This is a genomic window from Clostridium sp. SHJSY1 (assembly GCF_031626875.1).
Taxonomy (GTDB): domain Bacteria; phylum Bacillota; class Clostridia; order Clostridiales; family Clostridiaceae; genus Clostridium.
On the sequence record NZ_JANDMF010000009.1, the window covers coordinates 37,862 to 51,372 of the forward strand.

The following is a 13,511-nucleotide window of genomic DNA, read 5'->3' on the forward strand; positions in this document are numbered from 1 at the left end:
CTTATATCTTACCACCCTTTAGGCTTTTCATTTGGTTCACTTACAGTTATCTTCCATGACTTATCTTCATAACTTCCTTGAACATAATATGTTTCATAACTTTTATCTTTTTTATTATCAACAATTATACTTGTTTTAAATACTTTGCTACTATAACCTCTATTCTTTACTGTAATAGTAGTGTCAAAATCAGCTATATCATTATTAACTAGCTTTGTCCCTGGAACAATTTTATCTAAATTTTTCTCAAAACTTTTAATATCAACAGAAAACATGTACTTTAAACAATCAACATCCCCACTTATGTTTACACCTACTTTATTTTCTGAAGCTGTTAGTTCATCTTTCTTTTTATTAACTACTTCAAGTATACTTTCATAGTATATACTTTCAAAATCTCTAGGTTTTCTTATTGTAGAAAGGTTTTGTTGAATGGTATCATCTAAATCCTTAGGAATTAGATATGATGTATTATCATCATAAAAATTACCTACACCTCTTTCATCCACACTTACTACATATTTATATGTTTTTACTTCTTCTCCCATATAGACTTCAAGATTATAATCTGCATCTAGTGAAGTCTTTTCATCTTTAACTTTACCTTTACTTAAAATATCATATATATCATTAATCGCATTACTATCACTTATAACAAACTTAAACCCCGAATCTCTTGTACTTTGTATAATTATTTTATCTACTCTGCTCTCCTTTATATACTCAAAGTCATTGTTTTTTAAATTTAGTTTTACCATTCCTTTATCTATTACAGTACATCCAGAAAGTGAAGTTATTATAATAATTATTATCCCTATAATTAAGAACTTAGATCTCTTCAATTGTAATACTCTCCTCACCTAGTTACTTATATACATAATTAGGGAAAGCTTATTAGCTTTCCCTAATAACATATAAATTATAATACTTTACTGAACTATTGGCAAATGCTTATTTGATTATAAATTCATCTACAATAGAATTAAATATAATCATCATATCATCTTTATAATAATTCTCTTTAACAATAAAGGTTATTTTACCCATTTTCCCCTCGCTTAAAGGAATATAATAATTAATATTAACAAAATCATATCCTTTATTCACCTTTGTCTTATAAACAACCTTTATGCACTTTCTATCATTTGATTTGTATCTATCTATCTTTTCTTTATCATGTGAAAGCACCATATTATCTAGATCTTTTTGTGCTAATGAATTAACATCATCATTACTATTTATTATTTCTACGTACCCCATAATATTGTTATTATCATCTTTAAATTCCGCCTTATAGATATCATAATTATCAGACTTTAGATTCTTTAAACTCCATGTATTGGGTAAAGAATAAATAAATTCTCCATCTGTTGTTGAATATTCTTTTAGTTCTCCCATATTGCTATTTACCAAAGCTACTTCTTTAAAATTATTTTCAAAAAACCTTTGCGTAAATATTAAAAGAAGCATAAGTGCTCCTAATATTAAAGTCATAGTTAATTGTTTTTTATTCATAATAAATTACCTTATTTCATTGGCACAACTATTGTTGAGTTTCTAAAATCATAGAACATTAGCCAACAACCTTCATTTCGTTCTCCTGATTTCATCCAAGTAACAAACCCAGTTTTTCCTGAATAAGGTTGTTCATTTTCATCTTTTTGACCTGGAACTCCATAAACTATATACTTTAAATTACCCTTCGGATCACATTTATACCCAATTAAGAAGTAGCCATATTTTCTTATATAAGGATAGTAATTTAGCATAGGATAATATGCTACTGTATACTTATTGTAATTACTTGTATTACACATATCATCTAGACTATTCACATTAACCTTATACCATTTACAATATTTTATATCTTTGGATCTAGGACTATATTCTTCAAATCCACTCATAATTTCAGTGAAGAACCTTCCAACATCTCCATCTAAGTTAAAATTCTCTTCATCATATTTACTTTTTTCTATAGTATCCTCGTAATCATCAAACTTAGATCCAGTATCTATTCTTTCATTATGATTATCTCCCATAAATCCATACTCTTCATCTCCATAGTAATCATATTCATAATCATCCTTATTTTTATATTTCTCCTTATGCTGATGAATATGATTATCTTCTTTATTGTCTTCACTGTGTTTTATATGTTTTTCTTCACAATTTTTTTCATGCTCTTCTCCATGTTTATCTTCATGATGTTCTTTATGTTTATCTTCATGGTGTTCTTCATGATGTTCTTCTTTATGAATATCTTTCAAATTTTCATACTGACTTTCACATGGATCTCCCTTGTCCAAATTATCATCACAATCTTTCTTTGGATTCACTTCTTTCTTACTTTCTTTCTCTTTAATTAATGCAACTTCTACTTTAGGAATATCTTCCTTTAATATTTTATCATCTTTATCTGCATGTTTTAATGTTTTACACTTCTTCCAGTCATCTTTAACATTTTCTCCATTCATAAATCCATACATTAAAAATGACAATTCACCATCTTTGTATTTACAGATTGCAGCCCCCGATACTTTTTCATAAGAAAAATCCAAGCCTGCTATGTTATTGATATAGTATTCTTTACAAGCCTCTCCTTTACCTACGTCTGTTACTTCCAAGGAGCCTAAATCTACTATCTGTTTTAAATCTTTCTTGTAGCAAATAAGTACTATGGTGTATTTATCATCTTTATTTAAATTTTGAGCATAAAATGATATCTTGCACTTGTCGCCCTTTGCTTCTATTTTTGCATATCCTGATAGAGGCTTTTCCTCTGAAATACCATGACCCTTTTCATCCTCCTGTAAAATTATAAAATTTCTATACAATTTATTATGCGCCAAGCTCCTATTCCTCCACATAAATTATTTCAATACATTATATGCGAAGGAGTTATAATTATGACATAATCTATCTTAGCTCAATAATTCTATCTGTTAAAGCAGCAAATTCCTCTAAGCTTAATGTTTCTCCTCTTCTCTTTGGATCAATTCCTGCTTTTTCATAAGCTTCCAAAAGCTTTTCTTTTGGCATACTTATAAACTTTGTTCCATTCCACAAAGTCTTTCTTCTCATATTAAAAGCATTTCTGATTATTTCAAACATTAAATTTTTATCACTAACTTCAACTCTTGGTTTTTCTAACCTATCTAATCTTATTACGATTGAGTCAACCTTAGGCCTAGGAATAAAGCTACTAGGTGGTACATTTCTAATTATTTTAGTATTACAATAATATTGAACTAATAAAGATAAAGAACCATATTCTTTACAATTTGGTTCAGCATCAATTCTCTCTGCCACCTCTTTTTGTATCATTATTGTAAGTGATTTGAACTTATATCCTTCTTTCAATAGTCTCACTATAATAGGTGTTGTCACATAATAAGGAAGATTAGCTACTAATTTTACACTTTTTTCATCTCCAATTATCTCATTAAAATCTACCTTTAATGCATCTTTATGTATTAATGAAAAATTATCATATTCACCTAATTCTGTTTCTAGTATAGGAATTAGGTCATTATCTAATTCTATAGATACTACCTTTTTAGCCTTACTTATAAGCTGTGCAGTTAATGAACCTACTCCCGGCCCTATCTCTATTACTAAATCATCTTCTGATACTTTAGCACCATCTACAATATCACTTAAAACCGATTCATCTATTAAAAAGTTTTGTCCTAAACTTTTCGAAAATTTAAAGTTATATTTTTTTACTAACTCTTGTGTTTTATAGTCTTTTATATCCATTAACTATTCTCCTAATTCCTTTTGTATTTTATTAATAGCCTTTACAAATTCCTCTTCAGAAATACCATAGTTATTTAGTCTAGATAACATTTGATTAGCATTTCCATATCCAATTCCTAATTCTTTTCCTAATATTATTCTCCTTTTTTTAGAATCCTTTTGACCTGTCAACTTACAATAAAACATATCATCCATAGTAAAATTTTCATTTTTTTCTTCCAAAGTTACTTTAGCACCTTCTAACGCTTTTAAAATAACTTCTGGTGATGCATTTTCAACACCAATATCTCCATCTTTTAATCCATCTGCTTGAGCTATATATGCATGTTTAACACCTTTAACTCTTTTGGTTATTATGCTTCTTATTTTTTCTCCTGCAAAATCTGGATCTGTTAATACTATTACACCTTTTCTTTTTTGTGCTTCTTTTATTCTATCTATAATCTTAGCATTAATCCCAAATCCACTAGTAGCTATAATTTCTGCTTCAACTGCTTTTTTTACAGCTGTTATGTCATCTCTACCTTCTACTACTATTACCTCTTTAATCAAAATATATCTTCCTTCCACTTTAATATATTCTTAATTTACATATATATATGTATAATGTCAAATAGACAAAAAAGAACTGCCTCATTTTTGAGACAGTTCTAAGCCAATTTTTTACCATTCTCCTGGATACGCTTTTATGTTAACCTCAACATTATGCTTTCTTCCCCAACTTTCACATTCCTCTTCTGTGTTAAGATAAACATCTATTATGTTTCCTTTTATAAGCCCACCTGTATCAGATGCAATCGCTAGTCCATACCCACTTACTTCTACAAGACTTCCAAGAGGTATCACTCTAGGATCCACAGCAATTGTACTTATTCCATTAGGATCATATGCTACATTTTTTCCTGTGGCTGTTAACCCACCACCAGAATAAGCTGTAGCTTCTAAATATAAAGTCTTTTTAGAAAGATATGTTTGTCCACCCCTGTTTGTCTTCTCAATTGCACCACCAACTGTGATTTGCTCTGGTTGGGGTTCACTTACTGGAGTTTCACTTACTTTTTCTTTAGCAATAATTTCGTTATCATGTTTAACAACTTTATACATAACTGCTTTTTTTCCAGTCGCTCCAGTTTTAGTTACCTCTCTATAGGTATTTACTTTGTTATAGTCAACAACTTGTTCAGTTTCAAATGGTATGTCTTCCATATTCTGTACTTCTTCTTGTTGAACATCAACTATCTTAACATTCATATCAGATGTTATTTTAGCATCTTTCCCTGGAATTACTATATCTTCATCTTTATAGTTCATTCCTTCTGCTTTTAAATTATCTGATTCTGCAAGTAGCATGTCCTCTACTGTGTCTTCAGCTGTTAATACCTCTCGCTCTTCACCTGCTATAACAACTTTAACTGGTACAGCTTTCTTAACTGATATCGTATCATCATTTGTAATATTGGCTTGTATTGATGGTTGCACCTTATCTTTTTCTACTAATTCGTAGCCCTTCTCTTGCAACACATCCTTAACAGTCCCCCTATACGTGACAAATGTTTCTTTTTTACCGTCTACAATTATATTTACTGTCTTTCTCATAGAGACTAAAATTGTACTTACACTTATTATGCAAATAATTAGTCCCACCATTATCTTTGCCTTCGGACTGTTAGAAAAAATTCTCTTCAAGTATTCCCTGAATTTTTCTACCATTTATTTCCCTCCTTTGGCAAGAGCGTTTTCTGCATTATATACTAGAAATTACTAGTTTGTCAAATTTCTATACTCTTGCATATGATGAATTCTGATAAAATGCATACTATGCATATAAAAAAAATAATTATTTATGATAGCTAATATTATCAGTTCATCTGGGTACTAATTGGTGAAGATTTTTATTTAGTAACAAGTCCCATGGTTACTATTTTTACCATTTATTTAATTTTTTATTCGCTGTACAGTTAAATTTTACCATATTTTCCCATTTTAATCAACCTATAAAAATTTTCGTTAACTTTCATATTTAATGATTTAGAGTCAATTTCTTTAATTTCAGCTATTCGTTCTATTATATGCTCAATATAATCTGATTTATTTCTCTTTCCTCTATTCGGTTCAGGTGCCATATATGGACAATCCGTTTCCACTAAAAGTCTATCTACAGGTACTTCTTTAACTACCTTAATAAGCTTTTTTGCATTTTTAAATGTTATAACTCCAGTAATTCCAATATAATATCCAAGTTTTAAGCAGTCTTTAGCAAACTCTACACTTCCTGAGAAACAGTGAACCACTCCTATTACTTCTGGAAATTCATTCATTATCTCTAATGTATCTTTATGAGCATCTCTATCATGAATTACAACTGGCAAATTTAATTCCTTAGCTAACATCATATGTTTCCTAAAAACTTCTTTTTGTACTTCTCTTGATGGATTTTCATCCCAATAATAATCCAGTCCTATTTCTCCTATTGCTATAACTTTTGAATTGCTTTTTACTATCTTTTTTATTTCCTTTAATCTTTCTTCTGTTAATTCATTTGCATTTTCTGGATGTATTCCTATAGCTCCATAAATAAAACTCCACTTATTTATTAGTTCACAAGTTTTCTCTATGCTTTCATAACTTGAAGAACAATTTAATATACCTATTACTCCAGCATTGTTTAATTCTTCTATTAATTGATCCCTATCTATATCAAAGGCATCATCATCATAATGAGCATGACTATCAAATATTTCATATTTATTTTCCATAAAAACCACTTCCTAATATTAATTTTATTACAAATATTATATAACCTTGAACTGAAAAGAAACAACTTTATTTATTACAACCCAAAATAAAAAACTCCATTGGAGTTTTTTAATAAAATATTTTATATAAATTCTCTAAGCTTTTTTATATGCCCATTATAGTCATCAACTATTGCTTTAACTTCTTTTAATAAGCTTTCCTCTAAATCTTTATGTTCATCTATAAATTTATTTCCACTTTTTATTCCCATTTCCATAGCATTAATTGCATGCTCTAATATTTCTTCATCTGTATTTGCTGAAATTAACTTAACCTTTTCAAAAAACTCACCCATCATTCCCATTAATCCAACAGTATCAGAAGCATTTCCTCCTAATTGATTTATTCTTTTTGTAATTGCTTCTTCATGTCTTTTAAATGATTCTATTATTTGAGTTAAATCTTCTTTTAATTTAAAAGATTTAGCTTTTTCTAAATAATCTTTGAATGTAGTTCCTCCCATATGAATTCCTTTTAAAAATTTGTTCATTTCATGTATAACCATTTCTTTATCGTTCATAATTTTCACCTCTTATAAGGTATTCTCTTACTTAGTTTCATTTGTTATACACTTTTTCTTAATTTTTTTGACACATAACTGTCATATATATATATTATCATTGTTATTGTAAAGTAGTTAAAGCATTATTATTTACCCCTAAACTGTTCTAGTATGAATGGTTTAACAGAGTGCCTCATCCCCTATTGTAGGCACTCTGTTTTTTTTTATTTATATAGCTTCCTTTTTTAACCTTAACACTTCTTCTATAATATTTTTCTTATCTATTTTTTCAAATAATACTTCGACATTTTTTATGTTTCCGACCTTTTTTTCTACAAAACTCCAACTAGGATTACTCAAACCTAAATATTCTCTTATTTTTTGTGATGATTTTGGCATAAATGGCTCAAGCAAATTGGATAAATTTGCAATATATTGAACACAAATATAAATACTATTAACACACTTCTTTTTATTATTATCTAAAGTTTCCCAAGGTTTCTCTTCATCAAAATATTTGTTAAACTTCTTAATAGCACCAATAATCTTTTGAAGCCCATCCTTAAATTTTCCTTCTTCAATTTTATCTCCAACATAAAAGTAAAGATTAAACAATTCATCTTTTAATTCTTTTGGCATTTCTCCTGATGGAATTTTACCATCAAAGTTTTTAATTAGAAATGTCAATGTCCTATTAACAAAGTTTCCATACAGCCCTACTAAATCATTATTATTGGTATTTACAAAATCTCTCCAACTAAAATCTGAATCTTTGCCCTCTGGTCCATTTAACATTAAATAGTATCTTATTAAATCTGTATCGTAATTATTTGTTATATGGTCTACCCAGATTGCCCAATTTTTTGTAGTTGAAAAATTCTTTCCTTCTAATTTTAAATATTCACTAGATATCTCTCTTATGCATGGATTTTTTATTCCAAGCCCTGCTAACAAACTAGGAAATATTATAGTATGGAATGGAATATTATCCTTACCATGAACAAAATATATCCTACTATCCTCTCCATCCCAATATTCCATGTAATTTTCGTTTCTCTCTTCAGTGCACTTCATACTAGCTGTTAAATACCCCATAACAGCTTCAATCCATACATATATCTTTTTGTCCTCATATCCAACTAAAGGTACATCAACACCCCAATGAAAATCTCTTGTTACAGCTCTATCTCTTAATCCTTCATCTAAATATCTTTTAGTAATAATTTCAGCATTTTCTCTCCAACCTTTTTGCTTTATATATATTCTTCTAACATCATTTTCAAATTTAGATAACGCAAAAAATAAATGTTTAGTTTTTCTTACTACTGGCTCTGACCCACAAAACTTACATCTTTTATCTATCAAATCTTCTGTTTCAAATATCTCTGAACACTCTGTACATTGGTCTCCAGAAGCAACTTCTCCACAATGAGGACATTTTCCTTCTATAAATTTGTCTAACAAATACTCATTACATTGTTTGCAAAAAGTTTGTTCAACTTCTTTTTCATATATGTATCCTTTTTTATATAAATCCAATATAAATTCTTGTACTTTTTCACTATGATATTCAGTATGTGTTTTTGTAAATAAGTCAAAAGAAAAACCTAGTTTACTAAAGCATTCTACAAATTCTTCATGATACTTTTCTGCTATTTCTAAAGGTGATACCCCTTCTTCTTTAGCCTTCATATCTACAGGAGTACCATGAGAGTCACTTCCTGATATAAATATTACATCATCACCCATTAATCTATGATATCTTGCTAAAATATCCCCTGGCATTAACACTGCTATTCTTCCTAAGTGTAATGGACCATTAGCGTATGGCCAAGCATTTCCTATAATTACATTCATACTATACCTCTTATAAATTAAGAGTCCAGTTTCCTGAACTCTTACTAATATTAAAATTATCTTACCACACTACCTGTTGGTAATTCTCCTGGATTAACTACATTTAATATACTATCATCATCTGTTGACGCAGCTAAAATCATTCCTTGTGATAATTCGCCTCTTAATTTTACTGGTTTTAAGTTAGCTACTAAAACAACATTTTTTCCTACTAAATCTTCTGGTTTATAGTCTTTTGCTATCCCTGATACAACCTGTCTTTCTTCTCCACCTAAGTCAACCTTTAATTTAAGTAACTTTTTTGCACCTTTTACAGGTTCACAAGCTATAACTTTAACTACCCTAAGATCTATCTTTGAAAAATCATCTATAGTTATCTCTTCTTTTATAGGTATTATATCCCTTTTATTTGTTTTTGATTCAGCTTCCTTTAATGCCTCTAGTTCTGCAAGCTTTTCATCTATATCTATTCTTGGGAATAAGTTATCTCCCTTAACTACTTTAGTTCCTACAACTGTTCCATTAAACTCTTTTAAAGAATCCCACTCAATGTTAACTACAGCTATTTGTTCATTTATCTTTTTTGCTGTATCTGGCAAGAATGCAGAAATTAATATTGATGTAAATCTTAACGTCTCTGATAAATTATATAAAACAGTTCCTAATCTGTCCTTTTTGGCTTCATCTTTAGCTAATATCCAAGGAGTTGTTTCATCTATATATTTATTCGCTCGTCCGATTAAATCAAATACAGCTTCTAATGCTTCTGGAATCTTTAACTCATTTATACTTTCTTCAACTTTCCTTGGTGTTTCTAAAGCAAGACGGATTAGTTCATCATCTACATCTTCTTTAGCTGATTGGGCTGGAATTATTCCATCAAAATATTTTTCTATCATAGCTACAGTTCTTGATAAAAGGTTACCAAGGTCATTACATAAATCTGAATTAATCTTCTTTATAAATATTTCATTATTAAATAATCCATCTGATCCAAAAGGAATTTCTTTTAACAAATAATATCTAACAGGATCTACTCCAAAAATATTTACAAGAGTTACTGGATCTACTACATTTCCCTTAGATTTTGACATCTTACCTCCATCAACAAGTAACCATCCATGTCCAAATACTTGTTTTGGTAAAGGTAACCCTAAAGCCATTAGCATAATTGGCCAATATATTGTATGGAATCTTAAAATATCCTTTCCTATTAAATGAACATCTGCTGGCCAGAATTTTTTATATAATTCTTCATCACCACCATAACCTAAAGCTGTTATATAGTTTGATAATGCATCTATCCAAACATAAATTACATGGGTTTCATCAAATGTTACTGGAATCCCCCAGTTAAAGCTTGTTCTTGAAACACAAAGATCTTGTAATCCTGGTCTCAAGAAATTATTTAACATCTCATTTTTTCTTGATTCTGGTTGAATAAAATCAGGATGTTCTTCTATATATTGAATTAATCTATCAGCATATTTGCTCATCTTGAAGAAATACGCTTCTTCCTTTGACTTCTCAACTGGTCTTCCACAATCAGGGCAATTTCCATCTACTAATTGAGTTTCTGTCCAAAAGGATTCACAAGGTGTACAATACCAACCTTCATATGAACTTTTGTATATATCACCTTGGTCATAAAGCTTTTTAAATATATCCTGAACAGCTTTTATATGATAATCATCAGTAGTTCTTATAAATTTATCATAACTTATATTCATCATGCTCCATAAATCTTTAATTCCTGCTACTATTTGATCTACATGTTCTTTTGGAGTTATTCCCTTTTCTTCTGCTACCCTTTGAATCTTTTGTCCATGTTCATCTGTTCCTGTTAAAAACATCACATCATAGCCTGTTAATCTCTTAAATCTTGAAATTGCATCAGCTGCAACTGTTGTATAGGTATTCCCTATATGTAATTTAGTTGATGGATAATAAATTGGCGTAGTTATATAATATGGTTTCTTACTCATATCTTTTCCTCCTCTAATTAAAGTATCTTTATAAAAAAAGTCTCTATATAGGTATTTTACCTATATAGAGACGTATTAAACTTAAATTACGTGTTACCACTCTACTTTTTCCTTACCTCACGATAAGAAACTTTTTGGCTGACTATCATCACCCTGCAATATAACGGTTGCTCCCGTAATTACCTAACTAAAATTCAGCTCAATAATTCTGCTCCAAGACCATCTTCATAAAATTCTATGTTGCTGATTTTCACCAAATACCAGCTCTCTTTAAACATTTTCTTCTACTACTCTTCTCTTCATTACATTTCCACATTTATGATAAATCAAAAAAAATTCAATGTCAAATATTATTTATCTTTTCTCCTAAAATCTCCTGCTCTAATCATAGACACTAATAATATAACAGCTAATATTCCTGAAACTAAATATCCCAAAACTCCTAGCAAAGACAAGCCATAATATGTTGGGCCTACTTTATTACATATTATTAATGACGAAGACATTATAAGTGCAGCTATAACAAGTCCACCCGTTATCCTATTCACCATATTTTGCATACTAGATAGAGCCTTATTCAAATCTGTTATATGAAGATTTATCTTACTTCTACCACTTTCTAAACTATTTAATACTTCTAAAGTTTCAGTTGGAATTCTTATAATATCTCTAACAAACGAATAAACAGATATTAATAATTCTTCACCTTTTATTTCTTTCAAGAATACAGACTTACTTTTAGATTTAACAAAAGATATTACTATAGAAAAAATATCAACTTCTGGATCAACCTCTGCAATAACACCTTCTAAAATCACAATTCCTCTAACTAAACTAACTAATTCTCTTGGTAATTGAATATTATTTTTCATAGCAATTGTAAAGACCTCTTGGAACAAAACTTCTATTTTAATATTTTTCAAACTGGTTGTAATATAATTATCAAATAAATATCCTATATCATCATATAAACTTCCTCTATTTATTTTTCCTCTCTTTATCCCTACTGATAAAATAAATTCAATTAATCTTTTCTTATCTTTTGTAGCCAATGCAAACATGGCATCATTTAACCAACTTTTCATATTTTCATTAAGTTCTCCCATGATTCCAAAGTCCACGAAACATAATTTCCCATTAAATATCAATATATTTCCTGGGTGGGGATCTCCATGAAAAAAACCATCTTCAAACACTTGTTTACAGTAACATAATGCTAATTTTCTTGCTACATCACTATTAAAATACCCCTCTTCCTTAAGTTTCTTTCTATCATTAATTTTAAATCCATTAATCTTTTCAAGAGTCAAAACTGTTGAACTCCAAAGTTCCTCAATTACCTGTGGAACATATAAAACTGTCACATTTTTATTATTTTCTTTGAATTTTTTTATGTTTTTTCCTTCAGCTAAAAAATCTAATTCTTTTTCTAAGCTTTCTTCAAGATCTTCTAAGACTTCTAATATATCAACTACTTTTATATCTATCTTAATTCTCGTAAACTTCACTATTCTTTTCAAAATAGATATATCTATTTTCATCTTCTCATAAATATTAGGTCTTTGTATTTTTATAACTACTTCTCTTCCATCTTTTAAAATTCCTTCATGAACTTGTGCTATAGACGCTGCGGCCATAGGATTCTTGTTGAAATATAAAAAATACTCTTCCACTTTCTTATTTAAGGAAACTTCAAAAACATTTTTTATTGAATCATAACTTTCCTCTCTAGCTGAATCTTGTAACTTTCTAAGTTCATTAATATATTCTTCTGGTAAGATATCTGTTCTAGTGCTTAATATTTGTCCAATTTTAATAAAGGTAGGGCCAAGACTTTCAAAGGCTTTCCTTAAATTTTCTGGAGACTTTTTATTATGATTTAATTTGCTATCTATAAGTATTCCAAAACCATAAAATGCAAAAACCTTAATAATCTCATTAAATCTCTCTGCAGACTTACTTTTCATAAATTCAACTCCTAAAGAAATTCCCTCACTTAGGGACATGAAAATAAATAACAAGTCCAAATTTGCCATGAATATTTTTCATCAGTCAAGGAAGCAGATTGGTCTCATAGTGGGCTATTAGAGCAATCTGCTGACGCAGGATGATGGAAAATAGTCTGGCGGATTGACTTGTTATTTTTTTGATTGTCCCTTAACTCCACTATTAAGCAAGGGATTCTAAGTTAGTTATTTTTTTGTTCTAACACTTCTATTCTTCTTTTTAATTCTAATATTTCTGACTTACTTGCATAATTCATCTCTTCTAAAACTTGCTTTAACTCTTCTTTTGTTAATGGTTTTAGATTCTCTATTTTTTCTGCTACTTTCTCTTTAACTTCTTCAGTTGAATTCTTCACATTTCTTTTTAATTCTTCAGATAATTCCTTACCTTCATCTACTGTAATTCTTCCCTTCTCCACTAATGCAGATACAACTTCACTAGCTTTTTCATATGTCATCGCAGCTGCTCCTACACCAGCTAAAAATATCTTTTTTGTGTCATTCATCATAGAACCCACCCCTATCTTAAATTTTCTAAATTTATTATCTCCAACATATATACAATTTATACTAATTTTTAGATATTGAAATATCACCATTATAATA

12 protein-coding genes and 1 other annotated feature are annotated in these 13,511 nt (G+C 29.2%); all 12 genes read right to left on the reverse strand.

Annotation, left to right across the window (positions count from 1 at the left end; genetic code table 11):
• Positions 1–8: 8 nt before the first annotated feature.
• Positions 9–842 (reverse strand): hypothetical protein, encoded by an 834-nt coding sequence (locus NNC19_RS06590; protein WP_310937831.1) that lies wholly within the window; start codon positions 840–842, stop codon positions 9–11.
• A 109-nt stretch (positions 843–951) separates the two neighbouring features.
• On the reverse strand, positions 952–1,515 hold the full coding sequence (locus NNC19_RS06595; protein WP_310937832.1) for a hypothetical protein: 564 nt from the start codon (positions 1,513–1,515) through the stop codon (positions 952–954).
• An 11-nt stretch (positions 1,516–1,526) separates the two neighbouring features.
• Positions 1,527–2,849, reverse strand: coding sequence for a hypothetical protein (locus tag NNC19_RS06600; RefSeq protein WP_310937833.1), 1,323 nt, complete (start codon positions 2,847–2,849; stop codon positions 1,527–1,529).
• A 67-nt stretch (positions 2,850–2,916) separates the two neighbouring features.
• Positions 2,917–3,759 (reverse strand): 16S rRNA (adenine(1518)-N(6)/adenine(1519)-N(6))-dimethyltransferase RsmA, encoded by an 843-nt coding sequence (gene rsmA / locus NNC19_RS06605; RefSeq protein ID WP_310937834.1) that lies wholly within the window; start codon positions 3,757–3,759, stop codon positions 2,917–2,919.
• 3 nt (positions 3,760–3,762) lie between these two features.
• Complete coding sequence (rnmV, locus tag NNC19_RS06610) at positions 3,763–4,311, reverse strand: ribonuclease M5 (RefSeq protein ID WP_310937835.1); 549 nt, start codon at positions 4,309–4,311, stop codon at positions 3,763–3,765.
• Positions 4,312–4,422: 111 nt separating this feature from the next.
• On the reverse strand, positions 4,423–5,469 hold the full coding sequence (locus NNC19_RS06615; protein WP_310937836.1) for a 3D domain-containing protein: 1,047 nt from the start codon (positions 5,467–5,469) through the stop codon (positions 4,423–4,425).
• Positions 5,470–5,717: 248 nt separating this feature from the next.
• Positions 5,718–6,515 (reverse strand): TatD family hydrolase, encoded by a 798-nt coding sequence (locus tag NNC19_RS06620; protein WP_310937837.1) that lies wholly within the window; start codon positions 6,513–6,515, stop codon positions 5,718–5,720.
• Positions 6,516–6,637: 122 nt separating this feature from the next.
• Entirely contained in the window at positions 6,638–7,075 is a 438-nt protein-coding gene (locus NNC19_RS06625) for a DUF2383 domain-containing protein (protein ID WP_310937838.1), read from the reverse strand.
• Positions 7,076–7,285: 210 nt separating this feature from the next.
• Positions 7,286–8,914 (reverse strand): methionine--tRNA ligase, encoded by a 1,629-nt coding sequence (gene metG / locus NNC19_RS06630; RefSeq protein ID WP_310937839.1) that lies wholly within the window; start codon positions 8,912–8,914, stop codon positions 7,286–7,288.
• A gap of 56 nt (positions 8,915–8,970) precedes the next feature.
• On the reverse strand, positions 8,971–10,899 hold the full coding sequence (gene metG, locus NNC19_RS06635; RefSeq protein ID WP_310937840.1) for a methionine--tRNA ligase: 1,929 nt from the start codon (positions 10,897–10,899) through the stop codon (positions 8,971–8,973).
• 63 nt (positions 10,900–10,962) lie between these two features.
• Positions 10,963–11,211 (reverse strand) — a binding site (T-box leader).
• A gap of 38 nt (positions 11,212–11,249) precedes the next feature.
• Positions 11,250–12,866, reverse strand: coding sequence for an AarF/ABC1/UbiB kinase family protein (locus NNC19_RS06640; RefSeq protein WP_310937841.1), 1,617 nt, complete (start codon positions 12,864–12,866; stop codon positions 11,250–11,252).
• Positions 12,867–13,087: 221 nt separating this feature from the next.
• Positions 13,088–13,414 (reverse strand): phasin family protein, encoded by a 327-nt coding sequence (locus NNC19_RS06645; protein ID WP_310937842.1) that lies wholly within the window; start codon positions 13,412–13,414, stop codon positions 13,088–13,090.
• Positions 13,415–13,511: the final 97 nt, after the last annotated feature.

Excerpts from the sequence above, each read along its gene's own strand:
- NNC19_RS06595 (WP_310937832.1), bottom strand. The coding sequence starts at position 1,515 with ATGAATAAAAAACAATTAACTATGACTTTAATATTAGGAGCACTTATG.
- rsmA (WP_310937834.1), bottom strand. The coding sequence starts at position 3,759 with ATGGATATAAAAGACTATAAAACACAAGAGTTAGTAAAAAAATATAAC.
- NNC19_RS06615 (WP_310937836.1), bottom strand. The coding sequence starts at position 5,469 with ATGGTAGAAAAATTCAGGGAATACTTGAAGAGAATTTTTTCTAACAGT.
- NNC19_RS06620 (WP_310937837.1), bottom strand. The coding sequence starts at position 6,515 with ATGGAAAATAAATATGAAATATTTGATAGTCATGCTCATTATGATGAT.
- NNC19_RS06625 (WP_310937838.1), bottom strand. The coding sequence starts at position 7,075 with ATGAACGATAAAGAAATGGTTATACATGAAATGAACAAATTTTTAAAA.
- metG (WP_310937839.1), bottom strand. The coding sequence starts at position 8,914 with ATGAATGTAATTATAGGAAATGCTTGGCCATACGCTAATGGTCCATTA.
- metG (WP_310937840.1), bottom strand. The coding sequence starts at position 10,899 with ATGAGTAAGAAACCATATTATATAACTACGCCAATTTATTATCCATCA.
- NNC19_RS06640 (WP_310937841.1), bottom strand. The coding sequence starts at position 12,866 with ATGAAAAGTAAGTCTGCAGAGAGATTTAATGAGATTATTAAGGTTTTT.
- NNC19_RS06645 (WP_310937842.1), bottom strand. The coding sequence starts at position 13,414 with ATGATGAATGACACAAAAAAGATATTTTTAGCTGGTGTAGGAGCAGCT.